General features: G+C 39.8%; 20 protein-coding genes. 7 read left to right on the top strand and 13 right to left on the bottom strand.

Annotated features, from left to right (window positions below):
- Positions 1-33 precede the first annotated feature (33 nt).
- Entirely contained in the window at positions 34-531 is a 498-nt protein-coding gene (locus CRO16_RS10835) for a DUF4870 domain-containing protein (protein WP_097056388.1), read from the bottom strand.
- 144 nt (positions 532-675) lie between these two features.
- Here CRO16_RS10835 and CRO16_RS10830 point away from each other — a divergent pair, with 144 nt between their 5' ends.
- From CRO16_RS10830 to CRO16_RS16335, 3 genes are all read left to right on the top strand, one after another.
- The gene (locus CRO16_RS10830; RefSeq protein WP_097056465.1) at positions 676-1131 is read left to right on the top strand and encodes a DUF4442 domain-containing protein; all 456 of its coding nucleotides are present in this window, start codon (positions 676-678) and stop codon (positions 1129-1131) included.
- A gap of 77 nt (positions 1132-1208) precedes the next feature.
- Positions 1209-2009: a TIGR00266 family protein gene (locus CRO16_RS10825; RefSeq protein ID WP_097056387.1), complete on the top strand. Its 801-nt coding sequence runs from the start codon at positions 1209-1211 to the stop codon at positions 2007-2009.
- A 132-nt stretch (positions 2010-2141) separates the two neighbouring features.
- Positions 2142-2339: a hypothetical protein gene (locus CRO16_RS16335; protein ID WP_097056386.1), complete on the top strand. Its 198-nt coding sequence runs from the start codon at positions 2142-2144 to the stop codon at positions 2337-2339.
- A 43-nt stretch (positions 2340-2382) separates the two neighbouring features.
- On the opposite strand, the gene CRO16_RS10815 is transcribed toward CRO16_RS16335, so the two are convergent.
- From CRO16_RS10815 to CRO16_RS10775, 9 genes are all read right to left on the bottom strand, one after another.
- Positions 2383-3324, bottom strand: a complete 942-nt coding sequence (locus CRO16_RS10815) for a LysR family transcriptional regulator (protein ID WP_097056385.1) — start codon at positions 3322-3324, stop codon at positions 2383-2385.
- A gap of 99 nt (positions 3325-3423) precedes the next feature.
- Positions 3424-4365, bottom strand: a complete 942-nt coding sequence (locus CRO16_RS10810; protein WP_097056384.1) for a serine hydrolase — start codon at positions 4363-4365, stop codon at positions 3424-3426.
- Positions 4366-4472: 107 nt separating this feature from the next.
- A complete protein-coding gene (locus tag CRO16_RS10805) occupies positions 4473-6695 on the bottom strand; it encodes an NADP-dependent isocitrate dehydrogenase (RefSeq protein ID WP_097056383.1) in 2223 nt (740 codons plus the stop codon).
- Positions 6696-7225: 530 nt separating this feature from the next.
- Complete coding sequence (gene rplS / locus CRO16_RS10800) at positions 7226-7576, bottom strand: 50S ribosomal protein L19 (protein WP_097056382.1); 351 nt, start codon at positions 7574-7576, stop codon at positions 7226-7228.
- 116 nt (positions 7577-7692) lie between these two features.
- Complete coding sequence (gene trmD, locus CRO16_RS10795; protein ID WP_097056381.1) at positions 7693-8379, bottom strand: tRNA (guanosine(37)-N1)-methyltransferase TrmD; 687 nt, start codon at positions 8377-8379, stop codon at positions 7693-7695.
- Between the two features lie 66 nt (positions 8380-8445).
- A complete protein-coding gene (locus CRO16_RS10790) occupies positions 8446-9027 on the bottom strand; it encodes a hypothetical protein (protein ID WP_097056380.1) in 582 nt (193 codons plus the stop codon).
- Between the two features lie 171 nt (positions 9028-9198).
- A complete protein-coding gene (locus tag CRO16_RS10785; RefSeq protein WP_097056379.1) occupies positions 9199-10266 on the bottom strand; it encodes a DUF748 domain-containing protein in 1068 nt (355 codons plus the stop codon).
- Positions 10267-10379: 113 nt separating this feature from the next.
- Positions 10380-11828 carry a glyceraldehyde-3-phosphate dehydrogenase gene (locus CRO16_RS10780; protein ID WP_097056378.1) on the bottom strand — a complete coding sequence of 483 codons (1449 nt, stop codon included), beginning with the start codon at positions 11826-11828 and terminating at the stop codon, positions 10380-10382.
- A 127-nt stretch (positions 11829-11955) separates the two neighbouring features.
- Positions 11956-13320 (bottom strand): trypsin-like peptidase domain-containing protein, encoded by a 1365-nt coding sequence (locus CRO16_RS10775; RefSeq protein ID WP_097056377.1) that lies wholly within the window; start codon positions 13318-13320, stop codon positions 11956-11958.
- 133 nt (positions 13321-13453) lie between these two features.
- Here CRO16_RS10775 and dapF point away from each other — a divergent pair, with 133 nt between their 5' ends.
- The 4 genes from dapF (at position 13454) to CRO16_RS10755 (ending at position 16670) form a co-directional block, all read left to right on the top strand.
- Positions 13454-14242, top strand: coding sequence for a diaminopimelate epimerase (gene dapF / locus CRO16_RS10770; RefSeq protein ID WP_097056376.1), 789 nt, complete (start codon positions 13454-13456; stop codon positions 14240-14242).
- The gene (locus tag CRO16_RS10765) at positions 14236-14757 is read left to right on the top strand and encodes a GNAT family N-acetyltransferase (protein WP_097056375.1); all 522 of its coding nucleotides are present in this window, start codon (positions 14236-14238) and stop codon (positions 14755-14757) included. The genes dapF and CRO16_RS10765 overlap by 7 nt, the downstream gene beginning before the upstream one ends.
- A complete protein-coding gene (mltG, locus tag CRO16_RS10760; RefSeq protein WP_097056374.1) occupies positions 14757-15800 on the top strand; it encodes an endolytic transglycosylase MltG in 1044 nt (347 codons plus the stop codon). Before CRO16_RS10765 ends, mltG begins: the two co-directional genes overlap by 1 nt.
- Positions 15801-15995: 195 nt before the next feature.
- Positions 15996-16670 (top strand): peptidoglycan-binding protein LysM, encoded by a 675-nt coding sequence (locus CRO16_RS10755; protein ID WP_097056373.1) that lies wholly within the window; start codon positions 15996-15998, stop codon positions 16668-16670.
- Here the strand turns inward: CRO16_RS10755 and CRO16_RS10750 are convergent.
- The 3 genes from CRO16_RS10750 to dnaA form a co-directional block, all read right to left on the bottom strand.
- A complete protein-coding gene (locus CRO16_RS10750; RefSeq protein WP_394341400.1) occupies positions 16648-17307 on the bottom strand; it encodes an SAM-dependent methyltransferase in 660 nt (219 codons plus the stop codon). The genes CRO16_RS10755 and CRO16_RS10750 overlap by 23 nt on opposite strands.
- A gap of 69 nt (positions 17308-17376) precedes the next feature.
- On the bottom strand, positions 17377-17832 hold the full coding sequence (locus tag CRO16_RS10745; RefSeq protein WP_097056371.1) for a low molecular weight protein-tyrosine-phosphatase: 456 nt from the start codon (positions 17830-17832) through the stop codon (positions 17377-17379).
- A 2-nt stretch (positions 17833-17834) separates the two neighbouring features.
- Positions 17835-19262 carry a chromosomal replication initiator protein DnaA gene (gene dnaA / locus CRO16_RS10740; protein WP_097056464.1) on the bottom strand — a complete coding sequence of 476 codons (1428 nt, stop codon included), beginning with the start codon at positions 19260-19262 and terminating at the stop codon, positions 17835-17837.
- Positions 19263-19287 lie beyond the last annotated feature (25 nt).

Here is a 19287-nt window from a genome sequence, read left to right as displayed (position 1 = left end):
CTGTTCATTTTTTGATTGATTGATGATTAATATTTATTCTTTTTCTGAAGTAGCTTCGGAAGCTGGAAGAGCTCCTGAAGCACCCAGGAAATTGATCGTGAGCGGATACTTATATAATTTTCCTTCTCCCGCCTTTACAGTGGCCGATACTACTGCATATAAATTAAGAATCAGCAGGCTAAGGAGCAGGAAGATCATGATCATTACATAAATGATCACAGGAGTAGCATTTTCTGGGCTACCTATGAAATGTCCATGGTCATTCCAGTAAAAATTTTCTATGTTAAGATTCACTCCAATAATTACGGCACCGGCAATACCTGCCAGTACAATAAAAAGTACATATAGGAAAAAGCTGATCTGGAAGTTCAAAGCCTGCTTCCCATGCTCATTTACAAAGGGATCATTTTTTTTAGCTGTCCAAAAGATCAATGGAAATATGAAATTTCCAAAAGGGAAAAAGAACTGTGAAAAAGTAGACAGGTGGATTAAGGCTGCTACTGTTTTGTCTGGTTTGATTGATTGAGTCATTTTTAATTGATTTTCTTATACAAATATATATCTTTAAGATGGTATTATGCAAAACAAAGTACTGTATTTTTTTACGAGGCTTTAAAATTTAACATTTTAGCATGTTCAGGAATTGTAATACTTTTAGAAAAACCTTTAATAACTATGAAAGTTTCCTCCCGAAAACTGAATTCTTTTCTAATGTTCAAGTTACCCAGTGCCTGGATTTGTGGAGTAAGGGTTAAAGAAATTGATTCAGATAACTGTGTAACAGGAGTAACTCATCGCTGGATCAATCAAAATCCTTTTAACTCCCTGTATTTTGCAGTACAGGCTATGGCGGCTGAATTAAGTACGGGGGCTCTGGTGATGAGCGCCATCCAAAAATCCGGAAAGCCTGTCTCCATGCTGGTGGCTCAAAATAATGCCCGCTTCTCCAAAAAAGCGACCGGGAAGATCTCCTTTATTTGTAACGATGGTCATTTGATCTCCTCTGCAATAGAAGAAACTCTTAAGACCGGCGAAGGACAAACCTTTTGGATGCGCTCCCGCGGAGTGAATGAGGAAGGAAAAGAGGTTTCTGTTTTTGAATTTGAATGGACAGTAAAGGCGAAGAGTTAAAGATTATAATAGTTAAACCTGAAGCCCTGAACTTAAAGCATTAGACATTAAATATTAAACCTTAAACCTTTTATAAGATGAATGCACATGAAATTGATTACAAGATCTTTGGAGAGGAGATGCAATACGTGGAGCTGGAATTAGATCCACAGGAGGCGGTTATTGCTGAAGCCGGTAACTTTATGATGATGGAAGACGGCGTAAAGATGGATACCATTTTTGGTGACGGATCTAAACAGAATGAAGGATTTCTGGGAAAAGTTCTTGGAGCCGGAAAAAGGTTGTTGACAGGGGAGAGCCTGTTCATGACTATTTTCACGAATCAGGTCCCGGGAAAGAAGAAAATAAGCTTTGCCTCCCCATATCCGGGAAAGGTAATACCAATCAATCTTACAGAATATGGCGGGAAATTCATCTGCCAGAAAGATGCCTTTTTATGTGCTGCTAAAGGAGTGGCTATCGGCATAGAATTCAGCAGGAAACTGGGGCGTGGATTTTTTGGTGGAGAAGGATTCATTATGCAAAAGCTGGAAGGCGATGGGATGGCTTTTGTCCATTCGGGAGGGACAACTGCAAAAAAAGTTTTGTCGCCTGGTGAGAAATTAAAAGTGGATACAGGCTGTATTATAGGATTTACCAAAGATGTGAATTACGACATTGAATTTATAGGCGGCATCAAAAACAGCCTTTTTGGAGGGGAAGGATTATTCTATGCCACCCTTACTGGCCCGGGAACTGTTTTTGTTCAATCCTTGCCCTTTAGCAGGCTTGCGGGAAGAATTTTAGCGGCGGCACCTCAGGGAGGCGGTAAGGACAAAGGAGAAGGAAGTATTCTTGGTGGGCTCGGGAATATGGTAGGAGGAGATAATAGATTTTAATGTTGTTAAATTAGCTTCTTGTTCAGGTCATTTCAATAAAAAAATGTATTTTTAATTAGTCAACGAAAACGATTTCGCTTATAGATAACCACTACTTATTCTAATCAGGTTAACTAATTATTTATCACAACTATGGCAAGAGCGATGTTTGAGTACACCAAGACCGTGCTTAGTAAAGTAAGTTTTGATGTAACGCTTTTCTGCAAGGAGGTGAAAAAAGCGCTTCAAAGATTATTACCTTACGAAATTGAGGAATTGAAGCTTTACATTTTCACCTTAATTCGGCAGAATCCGGAATTAAACCAGTGTCTAATTTACCTTAATCCTTAAATCTAAATAAAAAAGCGGCTTTAAAGCCGCTTTTTTATTATTCCTACTTTTTGGAGAGGGGACTAATGATCTTTACATTTTGAAAAGCTATAGCACCTTTAACAACGCCTGCAATTGTACTTCTTAAAGCTTCAATGATCTGCATCTTCAATTCGCTTTTGTTGAAGATAAGACTTACTTCCCGGGCGGGGATGGGCTCAGAAAACATCCGCAGGTTCTTTTGCTCGTTTTCTTTCATATCTATGGTCTGCAAATAAGGTAATAGGGTCATTCCCAACCCTTCATTGGCAAGCTTGACCATGGTTTCAAAACTTCCCGTCTCCAGCTGAAAACGATCTCCGTTGGCATTCCTTGTAGCTTTACATAAGTTTAAAATTCCATCTTTAAAACAATGACCGTCCTCAAGAAGCAAAATATCATTGAGGTCAAGATCGTCTACCTCAATTTTCTTTTGACTATGAAGCCTATGGCCCGGTGGAATATATCCAACAAAAGGTTCGTAATAAAGAACCTGTTCCTTAATATTAGGAAGCTCTAAAGGTGTGGCTGCAATTGCCGCATCCAAATGCCCATCCTGCAATTTCTCAATAATAGCTTCGGTATGTAGTTCCTCTATCTTTAATCGGACTTTAGGATATTTTTTAATGAAGGTATTAAGAAACATGGGAAGCAGGGTCGGCATGACCGTGGGAATGACTCCAAGCCTGAAAAGTCCGCCAACAAATCCTTTTTGTTGATCTACAATATCCTTGATACGATCGCTTTCATTGACGATATTCCTGGCTTGCTGCACGATCTTTTTTCCCGTTTCGGTAAGTTCAATGGGTTTTTTACTTCTGTCAAAGATCAATACATCTAACTCATCCTCCAGCTTCTGGATCTGCATGCTTAAGGTAGGTTGTGTTACAAATACTTTTTGTGCTGCTTTGGTGAAATTCTGGTGTTCGGCTACCGCAAGAACATAATGCAGTTGAGTGATGGTCATCTTGTAATTACTTTTTTACTTCTGCAAAAGTATTGATTAATTCTATAGTTTTAAGTGATTTTTATCACCCTCTCTATAATAAGATAACACAGCTCTACACTAGTATTTTATTCCTGTAGTCAATTCTTTTGTGCCTTCAGCAGGTTTCCAGGTCAATTCCGGCTCAAAATAATTCCACAGAAAAGCGGAAATTTCCCGGGATAATTCCCAGGCTTCGTTTTCATATTCCCATGACTCGTCTTCAATGTTTTTGGTGGTAAAGTAAAACGCGTAGTCTCCCGAAGGAGCATTGACCATAACCAGTTCAGACCTCGAGTCGTCTACCATCCCTTGTTTACTCGCACTTTGAACGTAAGGAGGGATCTCCGAGAGGGCATAATCTGTATAAAAGCTATTAGTCATTAGGCGGTACATCTCTTCACTGGCAGCAGAATTAAACATTTCTCCCCTGCGTATTTTTACCAGAATATCTGTCATTTCCCGCGGAGTGGTCTGTCCCCAACCATATCTTTTCCAGATATCCTCTCTGCCTTTTGTACGGGAATTTACACGGGTATCCTGAAAATTCAGAGATTCGAGTAGCGTGTTGATCCCTTCTCCGCCGCCTGCTAATTCCTGATTCCAGAGGGAACTGGTATTATCTGAATAACCCATCATAAGTGCAAGGGAAGTACGTAGATCGGTCTGCGTGCTGTCTTTATAGAATTGCATCAACCCGGAACCGCCGTAAGCTCTTTTGGCGTCATAAACCAAAGGTTCGTTGTATTTGAGCTCTCCATTGATGATCTTCTGGAAAACTCCGAGTAAAATAGGCACTTTTATGACACTTGCTGTTGGAAAAATCGTATCGGCATTAATAGCTGCTTCCTTATTTGTTTTTAAGTTATAGACATAGATCCCAACGTCACCATTAAAATCTGAAGTTATTTCTTTTAAAGCTTTTTCCAGTTCCTTGTCTGTTTGTCTTTTTTGAGAAAACACTGTAGAGGTTGCAGAAATTAAGAGAGAAAAGAGGAGAAGTAGGTTAGCCTGGCTTGTCATGATCAAATATTTTTAAACTGAAAGATACAAAGAGATTCAAAATTTAATAAAAACAAAAAAAGCCGCTTAATGAAAAGCGACTTTTAGAAACTGCATTTATGATAATTCTATGAGTGCAGAATATTATTAAGTGTTTTACTTGGCCTCATCGCCTTGCTGATCTTATCCTCTTCAGGTTTGTAGTAGCCTCCAATATCTACAGGTTTGCCCTGAGCATCTATTAATTCCTGAAGGATCTGTTCTTCATTTTCCTTAAGCTGTTTTGCTATTTTAGAGAAGTGTTCTTTTAATTCTTTATCCCTGTTTTGTTCAGCCACCGCCTGTGCCCAGTAGAGCGCAAGGTAAAAATGACTACCCCGGTTATCCAATTCATTCACTTTTCGGGATGGGGATTTATCTTTTTCAAGAAACTCTTCTGTGGCTTTGTCTAATGCATCGGCCAGCACCAATGCCTTTTCATTGCCATATTTTTCACCGAGATGTTCCAGGGAAACAGCGAGAGCAAGAAATTCTCCCAAAGAATCCCATCTTAAATGTCCTTCTTCCACAAATTGTTGTACGTGCTTGGGAGCAGAACCTCCTGCGCCGGTTTCAAATAATCCGCCGCCATTCATAAGAGGTACGATAGACAACATTTTTGCACTGGTTCCTAATTCAAGAATAGGGAAGAGGTCAGTCAGGTAATCTCTTAGTACATTTCCGGTCACCGAAATGGTATCTTTTCCGGCTTTTAGTCGCTCGAGTGTAAATTGCGTAGCATCTTCCACAGACATGATCTTGATCTCCAGTCCTTCTGTGTTGTGATCCTTAAGATATTCTTTAACTTTTTTGATGATCTCTGCGTCATGAGCCCTGTCGCTATCCAGCCAGAATACTGCCGGAGAATTTGTAGCCCTGGCACGGGAAACCGCCAGTTTCACCCAATCCTGAACCGGTGCATCCTTGGTTTGACAGGCTCTCCAAATATCCCCTTTTTCCACCTCATGTTCTATAAGAACTTTTCCCTCTTCTGTGATCACCTGGACCTTTCCGGCTTCCTTAAGCTCGAAAGTTTTGTCATGAGATCCATATTCTTCTGCTTTTTGAGCCATTAAACCCACATTGGGAACCGTTCCCATGGTAGTAGGGTCAAAAGCACCATTCTGTTTACAGAATTCGATGGTAGTTTCGTATAATCCGGCGTAGCTGCTATCGGGGATCACTGCTTTGGTATCCTGTGGTTTCCCTTCAGCATTCCACATTTTTCCTGAAGTCCTTATCATTGCAGGCATAGAAGCATCAATGATCACATCACTGGGTACGTGCAGATTGGTAATTCCTTTATCTGAATTTACCATTGCTACATCGGGGCCCTCATTAAGATCGGCTTCGATGGCAGCATTGATCTCCTTCTTTTTTTCTTCAGGAAGGCTGTTGATCGCGCTAAGAACATCTCCTAGGCCACTATTTGGGTCGGCGCCTGCTTCCTGCAGTTCCTTTCCATACTTATCAAAAACATCTTTAAAGAAAACCCTTACTGCATGTCCAAAAATAATAGGATCGGAAACCTTCATCATGGTAGCTTTCATATGAAGCGAAAAAAGAACGCCTTTTTCTTTGGCATCTTTTACCTGTTCTTCCAGAAATTTTAAGAGGGCCTTTTTGCTCATAAAAGTACCATCAATAATTTCCCCTTTTTGAAGCTTCAGGTTTTTCTTGAGGATGGTAGTATTTCCTGAATTATCAACCAGCTGAATATTTACAGTAGTAGCCTCGGAAACAGTTACAGATTTTTCATTGTCGCGAAAATCATCCTTGCCCATAGTGGCCACATGGCTTTTGGAGTCTTTGCTCCATTCTCCCATGGAATGCGGATGTTTCTTTGCATAGTTTTTTACAGCTTTAGGTGCTCGTCTGTCTGAGTTCCCTTCTCTGAGTACGGGATTTACCGCACTTCCTTTAACCTTATCGTATTTTGCCTGAATTTCTTTCTCTTCCTCTGTCTTTGGTTCATCAGGATAATTGGGAAGGTCATAGCCCTTTTTCTGAAGTTCCTCAATAGCGGCTTTTAGCTGCGGAATGGAAGCGCTGATGTTTGGCAGCTTAATAATGTTTGCTTCCGGCTGCTTTGCCAGTTCTCCGAGTTCTGCCAGGTCATCTGAAATCTGCTGATCTGCCTTTAATCTTTCCGGAAACTGGGAGAGTATCCTTCCCGCAAGGGAGATATCCCGCGTTTCTAGAGCGATATTGGCAGGTTTTGTAAAAGATTCAACAATAGGTAGTAAAGAATAGGTTGCGAGAGCAGGAGCCTCATCCGTCTTTGTATAAATGATCCTGGTAGTTCGTGACATATGTTTTGTGTTTATTTTTTCAAGGATGTGCAATTTACCATTTTTATAGCTTATTTCACAGGGGATGTTGGGAAGAAAGGGGTCGAAAAAGGACAAAAAAAAAGCCATTTCACTATTTGAATAATGAAATGGCTCTATTGAAATAACAATATCAATTGCTGAACTTTTACATTCTCAAGTGAAATCTATCATTTCACAAGCAATGTTGTTATTTCAACTTGAATCAATACATGTCCCAAAAGAGTGTGTGTATTGGTTCAAACGTTTTTACTGAATTAAACCAAACTATACATTTTAAGTATATTGTTGTTCAAAAGAGTAAAAACCTATGTAAAGATCTTGCTTTACACTGAGTTTAGAAGTAGAATTCCTTGCGACATTCTTTTGCTTTAAACTCTGTATTAAATTTACGAAAGGAAATTGGGTTTTGCAAGTATTTTGGGTTCAGCGAGTTATAATTATTTCTTAAATTTTAAGCATAAAAAAAAGCCTCAATTTCTGAGGCTTTTTTGAATGGTATATTTGAAAGATTATCTTCTTCTTTCTTTAATACGTGCTTTTTTACCGGTAAGTTCTCTAAAGTAGTAGATCCTTGCTCTACGAACTTTACCACGCTTGTTGATTTCGATCTTTTGAAGAGCCGGTAGGTTTAAAGGAAAGATTCTTTCTACACCTACAGTTCCACTCATTTTTCGAATAGTAAAAGTTTGAGAAGATCCTGTCCCTCTTTTTTGGATCACTACCCCGCGGAAGAACTGAGTACGGGTTTTTTGCCCTTCAGTAATTTCATAATAAACAGTAATTGTATCTCCGGCTGAAAAATCAGGGAAATCTTTCTTTGTTACAAATTCGTCTTGTACAAACTTAATTAAGGATTCCATGTTTCTAATGGTTTAAAAATAAAGTCTAAAGCAACATTCACGATGATCGCCAGAGGTTGGTTCAGAAACGTGTGCAAAAGTAATAAATTTTCTTAATCTTAAAAGGAAGAATTTATTTATTTTTCTTCCTCACTTAAAAGATCGGGACGTAGCTCTTTTGTGCGGTTATATGCCTGTTCTTCTCTCCATTCCTCGATCTTTGGGGTATTACCTGATGTGAGAATCTCCGGCACCTTCCACCCTTTGTATTCAGCCGGCCTGGTATAGATTGGAGGAGCCAAAAGATTATCCTGAAAAGAGTCGGTGAGGGCAGAGGTTTCATTCCCTAAAACACCCGGTAGCAACCTTATTACCGCATCACATAATACAGCAGCTCCAAGTTCTCCACCGGATAATACATAATCTCCCACAGAAATTTCCCGGGTAATAAAGTGTTCTCTTACTCTTTGATCCACTCCTTTATAGTGGCCGCAAAGGATTATTAAATTTTCCTTTAATGACAGTTGATTGGCAACTCCCTGTTTTAAGGTTTCTCCATCTGGAGTCATGTAGATCACCTCGTCGTAGTCTCTTTCAGCCTTTAAAGCTGAGATACATTTGTCTATGGGTTCGATCATCATGACCATCCCGGCACCACCACCAAACTGGTAATCGTCTACCTGTTTGTAATTGTCGGTCACATAGTCTCTCAAGTTATGGAGATGTATCTCTACCAGACCTTTTTCAATGGCTCTCTTTAAGATGGAAGCTTCAAAAGGACTGGTGAGGATTTCGGGAACTACGGTGATAATATCAATGCGCATAACAAAGGGAATTCGGCTTTGCCGGTTGAAACGTCAAAGTTAGTCAAAAGAACAGAAGCCTTTTTCTTATTTCGCCAGCTTAAGTTGCTTGTTTTTTTCGTCCTGTAAAAGGCGACCGAGTCTTTGTTCTTTTTCTAATGCTTTTACACGATAAGCATCAAATTCCTTTTCAAGTTCATTGAGATTCTTCCTGGCTTCGGTAGTATGAATATGGCTTCTTTTAAATCTAACAACGAATAAAGCCAGCGCCAATACAAGGACTCCAATGATACTCCACATAGTGGTGTTGTACCCGGCTTTGCTTAAAGACATACCAAGAAAGGAAATATTATCTTTTTCAGAGGTCACAGTGTTTAATTGTGCTTCCATAGATTCAAGATCGGACCTTAATTGAGCCATTTGTGCCTCCTGGGCATCAGTTGCCTGTTTAGAAGCTGCGATCTCTTCCTTAAGTTCAGCTATGCGATTGGAAGTTAATTTTTGTAAAGTGGTGAGTTGATCTGTGTCAACTACTTTGTATCCTTTGAAATTATTAGAATTTGTAATTAATTCCTGAAACTTTTCATCAATAGTAGTTTCAGTAGAAACCTGGGCAACAGTAACGTTAATGTAAAGCAGTAAAAGGGAGGAAAATAGGATTTTGTTCATAACAGTTATTCTTTTTTTGTCACTACCACAACGGAACCTGATACCCGATATTGCCAAAGAGAAATATATTTTTTCCCCTTTAACTTCCTGAATATCTGTACCCGATGAGAAAGCGGTGCAAAACTAAAGAATTAAAACTGCACAATTTTCTACCTTCAGAATTTTTTTTAGTTAATCTTTTGAGGCTTCTTTCGCATCACGATAATCAATATCCTCCTCAACCTCTGCAGAAAAGGCATTGAACCAGGCATTCTTAAATATATTGAGAATGGTTTTAAAAACTCCGGTGTCAATCTCATTAAGATCTCCTTCAAAAGGAGTGCGTGTGGCAAGAGTATCTGTGCCCTGGTTTTTAAATAAAAATTTGAAAACACCCACAAAACCTTCCCATAACTTTTCAAAAAAACCCTGATCTTCCTCTCCAATAAGCTCGGTATCTATGAACATTGGTTTTATATATCCCTTTATATATCCATCTGCAATTGCAGCCTCTGCGTAAAGTTCAAAAGTTCCCCGCGCAAAATCGACACCGGCAAACTTTAAGGAGGTCTCGTTTAATGCCCTTACATCGGCTTTTTGAAGGGAGAATTCCATATCCAGATTGGGAATTTGCCTCATGATATCTATTCTTCCTTCCAATAATACACTACCTCCTCCAAAAGATACGGCTGTGGCATGTACCGATGAAGGCAAAACATTATCGGAATTCTCCACATTTCTCAGGTTTGTAGCAATAAGATTAATGTGCTCCATAACCAGATCAATATTTGGATCTTCAGAAAACTTCACATAACTGAATTTTCCATTTATTACCTGGAAATGGTTGATTTCGATGGGTACGAGATCCATGAGCGCCTTTTGCCAGTCGGCTACTTCAGGTTTTCCCTCGGGAGTTTCTTTTTTCTGGTCTTCATAGATGTAGTTGACAATGGGTTCATGTAAAATGATCTCACTAACTATTCTTCCCTTAAATAGCGCCCGCCATTCTATGGAGATATCTGCTTTTGGAAAATTTAAAAAGGGAGTAGAAACTTCAGCATTGACCTTATCCAGGTGCAGCCCTTCAATCACATAGGCTCCCCGATATAGTGCTACGTCAACATCTTCTACATAACCGGTATAACCCGGAATATCCCTTAGTACACCATTAATGTACCTTTCCAGGAAATATGGCAGGAGTATCCTTGCTAAAATAAGGAGACCAAGAAGCGCCAAAAGCCAAAATCTCTTTTTTTGCATGACCGGCTAATCTGTAGAAGTAAAGTTTCAAAAATTCAAATAAGTCATGAGTTAAGGAAGTAATAAAAAACCCGCCTCAAAAAGGCGGGTCTCTTCACTAACTAAACTCCCAATTAATAATAGGTGAATCTTCTCACTTTTGCGATATACTTTGCCAATCTTATTACCTGATGGCTATAACCGTATTCGTTATCATACCACACATAAAGTATTACATTGTTGCCGTCTTTTGACACAATGGTTGCATTGCTGTCATAGATCGAAGGCTGGGCAGAACCAACAATATCTGTAGATACCAATTCATTATCGATAGAATACTTGATCTGTTCTACAAGATCTCCCTCCAGGGCATATTTTTTAATGATCTCGTTCACGGCCTCTTTAGAAGTAGGATTTTCTACCTGTAAATTCAAAATGGCAAGAGAACCATTAGGAACGGGAACGCGAATTGCGTTGGAGGTTAATTTTCCGTCAAAAACAGGCAGGGCTTTGGAAACAGCTTGTCCCGCGCCTGTTTCGGTTATAACCATGTTGAGTGCGGCAGCACGTCCTCTTCTGTATTTTTTATGCATATTGTCCACCAGATTCTGGTCATTGGTATATGCATGTATGGTCTCCAGGTGCCCGTGTACTACTCCTAAAGAATCCTGTACTGCTTTTAGTACAGGGGTTATAGCGTTTGTTGTACAGGAAGCTGCCGAAAATATGGAAACTTCATCGGGATTATACGCTGTGTGATTAACGCCATGAACAATATTTGGAATACCTTTTCCCGGGGCAGTAAGCAAAACTTTACTTGCGCCTTTGGAGCTAAGGTGCCTGGTAAGTGCTTCCTGGTCCCTAAAGGCGCCAGTGTTATCAATAATAAGGGCATCTTTAATTCCGTAAGCGGTGTAATCAATTTCTTCAGGTTCATTTGCAGAGATCATATGAACTGTGGTGCCATTGATAATAAGGCACTTCTTTTCGGTATTATAGGAAACGGTTCCGGAGAAATCTCCGTGCACAGAATCATTTTTGAGGAGACTGGCTCTTTTTTCAAGAACAGTTTCATCGATCTTTCCGCGGGTAACAATAGCTCTTAAACGTAATTGACTACCTTTTCCTGTGCGGGTCATCAATTCCCTTGCAACCAATCTTCCAATCCTTCCGAAGCCATAAAGCACTACATCCTTTGGAGTAAGTTCTTCAACTTTTTTGGCAGCCTTTAGTTTATCTGAAACAAAAGCAGTGGCATTTGCATGCTTTTGATCTTCCAGGTGATATTCATAGGTTAACTTTCCAATATCCAGTTTTGAAGGAGGAAAATCCAACCTTTGAATGGCTTCTGCAATTTCTACGGAATCAAAGATGGAAATAGGTTTTTGTACAAATTCCCCTGCATATTCATGAAGGTCGAGAATGTCGCTGACATTCCTGTCTATTAACTGATTCCTGAAAAGCACAAGCTCGATGGATTTGTCATACCAAAGGTCACTGACAGTTTTAATAAATTGGACTGCAGCCCTACGGCGATCTGCCTGGAAGGCTAATTCTTTTTCGTAAACTTCGTTCGAGTTCATTTTGATTGTTGTTGTTTTACAAACTGCGGCAAAAATATATATTTCAAACGTTTTCGTAAAGAGGTTTTAACAAAAAAAATACCTGCTGTTTTGCAGGTATTTTAAATTGTATTGATGATGATAAAATTTATCTCCAGACATATTTCTGTTTTTCTCCATTCGGACTTACAAAAGTCACAGAAATGGGATCTCCGCTTTTCCTGCTATTCATGATCCTTTCTACATCTTCAATATTCTTTACCGGCTCATTATCAATGGCAATAATGATGGTGCCATATAGTTGTTCATTTTGCATTTGAGGGGTAAGGCCACGGGTGATCTTCACTCCGTTGGAAATATTACGTTGTTTCAATTCTGCAGAGGTAGCATTGGCCACTTCAAGACCTATTTCCTTTATTTGAAATACTTCATACTTGGTAAGCCTTACATCAAAGACTTTATTATCTCCATCTCTTATTACCTGAACCTTCACCACATCTTCGGGACGCTTAGAACCTATATAGCCGGTAAGATCTGAGAATTTGTTGATTACCACATCGTCTATTTTTCTAATAATATCTCCAGATTTAATTCCGGCTTTGTCTGCACCACTTCCTTCTTCCACCTGGTATACATAAACCCCTTCAGAAATTTTAACTTCTAATTCTTTTGGAAGGTTTGCAGCCTGGGCTCCACGAATACCTAAAATTCCCTGCTGTACATCTCCAAATTCAAGGATGTCTTCCACAATTTTCCTGGCATTATTGGAAGGCACGGCAAATGCATATCCCACATAGGTCCCTGTTTGGGAGGTGATAGCAGTATTGATCCCTATGAGTTCGCCATAAATATTTACCAAAGCACCTCCGCTGTTTCCTGGATTAATAGCTGCATCTGTTTGTATAAAAGAAGAAGGATGATTATTCATCCCTAGATCCCGGGATTTTGCTGAAATTATTCCGGCCGTGACGGTGGAGGTAAGATTAAATGGATTTCCAACTGCCAGGACCCATTCCCCGATCTCTGCATTATCTGAATCTCCAAAAGGAAGATATTCCAGGTCTTCTGCGTCAATCTTTAAAAGTGCAATGTCGGTGTTGGGATCTGTTCCTATAACCTCGGCCATATAACTTTTGTTATTGTTCAGGGTTACCTGTAACTGGTTGGCGTTCTGGATCACGTGGTTGTTGGTGACAATATAACCATCTGGCGAAACAATGACGCCACTCCCGGTACCCTGCAATGTTCTTCCTTCACGGGTGCCATAAAAAGGGTTTCTGGTGATGGCCATGTTCTTAACATGCACCACGGCATTTACTGTTTTGCCGGCGGCTTCGGTGAAATCGGCATTAGCAGCCTCAGGCAAACTGCTCATGTTCACCGGAGTATAAGCGGGAATTCCCGGACTCTCCTGGACAAAAATTTGATCATTATCAAAAAACAGGAGGTAACCTCCAAGGGTGAGGATTCCGCCGAGAACAGAAATCATAACTAGGCTGAAAACTTTCTTCATTTTATGTATCGATTTAATTAAAATTGTACTTATAATTCCCATGTTTAATAATTAACGATTCGATCTTAATCAAATTTTTATCGTCAACCATTTTTTTAGGTTTGTTGTATCTTTGGTCCCTAAATTTCACCCGATGAATCTTACATTTTATAAATATCAGGGAACCGGGAACGATTTTATAATGGTAGATAATCGTACTTCAGTTTTATCCAAAAATGATACCAATCTAATTCAATTTCTCTGTGACAGAAGATTTGGTATAGGAGCAGACGGATTGATCCTGCTGGAAAATTCTGAGGATCCCCGGGATGATTTTAAAATGGTCTATTTTAATTCTGACGGAAATGAAAGCAGCATGTGCGGGAATGGTGGCAGATGTCTCGTAGCCTTTGCGAAATATTTAGGCATTATTTCAGAAGAAGCGGCTTTTATTGCAATTGACGGATTTCATGAAGCTGTTATTCAGAATGAACTGGTAGGCTTAAAAATGATGGATGTGACAGGAATAGAAAAGAAGGAAAATGCCCTGTTCCTTAATACAGGTTCCCCTCATCATGTCATTTTTTCAGAAGATGTGGATGAAGTGGATGTCAAAAAAGAAGGTGCCGCCATAAGATATTCAGAAACTTATGCCCCACACGGCGGATCCAACGTAAATTTTGCGACTTTTGTGGATGAAGCTACTTTTAAGGTGCGAACCTATGAAAGGGGAGTGGAAAATGAAACTCTTTCCTGTGGAACAGGAGTTACAGCGGTGGCCCTGGCTGCACATGCATCAGGTAAAACTTCAGCATCAACCGTTCACCTTAGCACTCCGGGAGGAGAGCTTTCAGTAAAATTTACTCCGGCAGGAGATACCTTTAAAGATATCTGGCTTACAGGACCTGCAAAACAAGTTTTTAAAGGAGAAATATCATGTTAACATTAACAGGAGAATTGGTCTATTTGCGTGCCCTGGAACCGGAAGATCTTGACTTTTTATTCGAGGTGGAGAACAAGGAAGATCTCTGGGAGGTAAGTGCCACAAGCTATCCTTTCTCCCGTTACATTCTAAAGCAATACCTGGAAAATTCCCATAAGGATATCTATGAGGTGAAGCAGCTTCGTTTGGTAATCTGTACTATTGCCGGGGATACAGTTGGCTTTATCGACATTTTTGATTTTGATCCTAAGAATCGTAGAGCAGCCCTGGGAATTGTTATTTTTCATGAGAAGAACAGAAAAAAAGGCTATGGGACCGAAGCTTTAGAATTGATCTGTAAATATTGCTTTACCCATCTGGGGCTGCACCAGGTTTATGCACACGTGGGAGAAGATAACACTACCAGTAAAATACTTTTTGAAAAAGCAGGATTTGAGCTTATTGCCAATAAAAAGGATTGGAATCTTGTGAACGGAGAATACAAAGCAGAACTCACCTATCAACTTATAAATTAATGTACATCAAAAAAATATTAGTCATAATTGCCCTTTTAGGCCTGGTAGGTTTGGCAGGTTTCTCTTATTACATTTACAATGTCATTTTCTCTTCTAATACAGCTTTTTCAGAAGATACCGTTGATGTTTACATCCCTACAGGTGCATCTTACCAGGATGTAAGGGAGGAATTATATCCATATATAGATGACCGGCAGGAATTTGATCTGGTTGCAGAAAAGAAAGGATATGTTACTAATATCAAAGCAGGAAGATTTATCCTGAAGAAAGGCATGAGCAATAATGATATTATTAATACTCTTAGAAGTACCAATGAGCCGGTATGGGTGACCTTTAATAACCAAGAGCGCCTGGAAGATCTTGCCGGCAGAGTGGCCGGTCAAATTGAAGCCGATAGTTTAGCCTTGTTAAAAGTCATGAGAGATTCAGCTTTTTTGAAACAGTATGAATTCAATAAACACAATGCTTTGGGAATGTATGTTCCCAATAAATATCAATTTTACTGGAATACTTCAGCAGAAGAATTCAGGGAGAGAATGAGAACAGAATACAATCGGTTCTGGACTTCGGAAAGATTAAAAAAAGCTGAAGAAATTGGTCTTAGCCCTCATGAAGTAATGGTCCTTGCTTCCATCGTTCAAAAAGAAACAGCTAAGGTGGATGAAAGGAAAAAAGTAGCAGGTGTTTACATGAACCGGATTAAAAAAGGATGGAAACTTGAAGCAGATCCAACTGTGATCTATGCGTTAAAGGATAATCTTAATAACTTTGATACTATTATAAAACGGGTGCTGTATAAAGATCTCACCATAGATTCGCCTTACAATACCTATAAGAATATCGATTTACCTCCGGGGCCTATCACTATGCCCGATATCTCCTCCATAGATGCCGTGCTCAATTATGAGAACCATGATTTCTTTTATTTTGTGGCAGATGTAAAAAATTTTGGGTATCATAAATTCGCTAAAACTCTGGCCCAGCACAATGCAAACAAGAGAGAATACGTGCGCTGGATCAATGAGCAGAGAATTAACAGATAGTTTTATTTTCCGGTATAGCACAGTTTTCAATACTAAAACCTCTTTTGGCACGTTCTATGCAACATCCCGAATTCAACCGAAAAGTTGTTAAGAAGGGTTTAACATCCTGATTGTAAGATTATTAAAAAAATTCTTACATTTGCAGGCCGATTTGGAAAATTCTTACAGCTTTTTCTGAACGTAAAATTAAAAAGGATGAAGAAGAGAATTGCAAAATTTTCAGTATTACCGGTTTTAGGAGCATCTATATTTATATACGGCTTTTCTACTAAAAAGGCCAATGATTTTTCAGATGCAGTTTTAAATGAGTTTTTGGCGGTGAATGAGGAACTGGTCTACGATGTTCCTGCCGCACCAGAGGTTCCGGTTATGGATCACAGCCTACGCGCATATCCCGAATTAGGGAAATCATATGTAGCCTTTAAAGAAGCTCTTGGCTTCAAGGAGTCGGGTGGAGATTATAAAGTGATCAATGATTTTGGTTATATGGGAAAATATCAATTTGGAAGAGGCACTCTTAAATTGATTGGGATTAGGGATACTAATCTTTTCTTAAATTCTCCCGAGTTGCAGGAAGCTGCATTTTATGCGAACGCTGCCCGCAATAAATGGATCCTTAGAAGGGACATTGAGCGCTTTACCAATAAAGTTGTAAATGGTATAAATATCACCGAGTCGGGAATTTTAGCAGCAGCTCATCTTGCCGGTCCGGGAAATGTAAAGAAATTTCTTCGCAGCAACGGGACCAATAGCTTTAATGACGGATTTGGAACTTCGATCAAACATTACTTCAAGAAATTTGAGGGATATGACACCTCCTTCGTAGTGCCGGACAGGTCGGCGAAGGTTAGTAATCCTTCTGTATTATAAAAATAGTGGGCCTTTTATGAAGGTCCATTTTTGTTTTAGCCCATTCTGAAGCTGTTCTGGTAGAAATAAATTCTGTACCAAGGGTAAGATCACAGGCAACACAAATTCTTGTGGAAGGATTTAAGATCTGAATCAGATCCTCCAGCATTTTGTTGTTCCGGTAAGGAGTTTCAATAAAAGACTGCGCCTGATTCTTTTCTACTGAAAGTTTTTCGAGATTTCTGATCTCGCTTTTTCTGGCTGCCTTGTCAATTGGGAGATAGCCGTTAAAAGCAAAATTTTGTCCGTTCATTCCTGAAGCCATCATTGCAAGTAAAATAGAGGAAGGGCCAACCATAGGCACCACCTGAATTCTTTCCCTGTGGGCTATCTTTACCACTTCGGCTCCTGGATCGGCTACCCCGGGACAACCTGCTTCGCTTAAAAGGCCAATATCTTCACCTTCTTTACAGGCATTCAAAAATGAGGGAATCTCTGCGGGATCTGTATGTTTATTGAGAAGAAAAAATTTAAGTGAAGGTTGGGACTTTTCAGGCACCAGTTTTTTGATAGCGCGACGGGCGGTCTTTTCATTTTCAGCAATAAAAATTTCCAGCCGCTGAACCTTCTGTTGAACACTCGCGGGTAAAACTTCCATCGGGTCATTATCTCCCAAGGTAGTAGGTAGTAAATATAATTTTCCGGAGTAAGCGAAAGGATTATTCAATTATTGGTGTTTTTGAGCTATTACCTCGCAGGCTTCATCAAGCATTTCATAGACTTTTGTAAACCCATCTGTACCGCCATGATAAGGATCGGGAACTTCCACGTTCTCTTCCGGAAAGATCTCGTTGAGGATAAGGGAAACTTTTTTCCTGTCCTCTTCGCTTCTCGCAAGGGAAATCACATCGTGGTAGTTTGACATATCCATCACATAGATCCTGTCAAAATTGTCAAAATCCTTAACAGAAAATTGTCTCCCGCGTTGGGAAGTGATATCCAGGTCCTTCTCTCTTGCAATAGCAATAGATCGGGGATCGGGAGAATCGTCCACGTGATAATTGCTGGTTCCGGCAGAATCCACAAAAATTTTATTGGGATCTACTTTTGATTTGAGAATGCCTTCGGCCAGGGGTGACCTGCAAATATTGCCAAGACACACCATCAGGATCCGGGTTTTCATATCTAAAGGGTCAGTTTTTTGTTGATGTCCTCAACAAACTTCATGAATTGCTTATCGGTTGAAGCGAGGTTGTCCACAGTCTTACAGGCGTGAAGAACCGTTGCATGGTCTCTCTTACCAATTTGGGAACCTATGCTCGCCAAAGAGGCTTTAGTAAATTTCTTTGCGAAGAACATCGCCAGTTGGCGGGCCTGTACAATATGACGTTTCCTGGTTTTTGACTGGAGCGTTTCCACATCCATCTGGAAATATTCACTTACGATCTTCTGAATGTAGTCTATGGAAACTTCACGTTTGGTATTCTTGACGTAATTATCTACGATCTTCTTAGCCAGGTCAAGGGTAATATCCTTCTTGTTAAAGGAAGAATGAGCAATTAAAGAAATGATCGCCCCCTCAAGCTCCCTGATGTTCGTTTTAATGTTATTGGCAAGGAACTCCACTATCTCCTCGGGCATGTCAACACCGTCGCGGTATAACTTGCTTTTGATGATAGATACGCGGGTTTCAGTATCAGGATGTTGCAGTTCGGCAGAAAGGCCCCATTTAAACCTGGAGAGCAATCTCTGTTCGATATCCTGCATATCTACCGGCGCCTTGTCACTGGTAAGGATCACCTGTTTTCTGTTCTGGTGCAGATGATTAAAAATATGAAAGAACACATCCTGAGTTCCTGCTTTTCCCGAAAGCAGTTGGATGTCATCAACTATGAGCACATCAATGATCTGGTAGAAATGAATAAAATCATTCCTGTTGTTCTTTTTTACAGATTCGATATACTGCTGAGTAAATTTTTCTGCAGAAATATAAAGAACCGTCTTTTCAGGATACTTGTCTTTGATCTCGATCCCTATCGAATGCGCCAGGTGGGTTTTCCCTAATCCTACTCCCCCGAAGATCAGCAAAGGGTTGAAAGAAGTTTCTCCCGGCTTGTTGGCTACAGCTAATCCTGCTGAGCGCGCTAACCTGTTCGAATCTCCTTCAAGGAAATTATCGAAGTTATAATTGGGATTTAACTGGGATTCGATCTTTACATTTCTTATCCCGGGGATGATAAACGGATTTTTAAGCTCCGGATTTTTATTCTTTATTGGCACATCAACTTCCTGGGAAGCGACATTGGATCTATTCGTACTGGGTATCTTTTCGGTGAAAGGTTGTTTATTACCATAGGTGTTTTCCATCCTAATGACATAGACTAATTTTGCCTGTTCCCCAAGAACTCTATTTAACGAAACTTTAAGAAGTTTAACATAATGTTCCTCAAGCCACTCATAGAAGAATTTTGAGGGTACCTGAATGCTTAAAGCTTTGTCCGAAAGTTTAACTGCTTGTATAGGTTCAAACCAGGTTTTATATGCCTGGGGAGTAATATTATCTTTAATGAAAGCTAGACAGCTATTCCAAACTGATTGCGCAGTTTCTGACATTCCGGATTCTAAATTTTTAATAATT

This window comes from Salinimicrobium sediminis, assembly GCF_900215295.1.
In the GTDB taxonomy this organism is placed as follows: domain Bacteria; phylum Bacteroidota; class Bacteroidia; order Flavobacteriales; family Flavobacteriaceae; genus Salinimicrobium; species Salinimicrobium sediminis.
The sequence above is the reverse complement of the archived record's forward strand: the minus strand, read 5'-3'. Positions and strand labels throughout refer to the sequence as shown.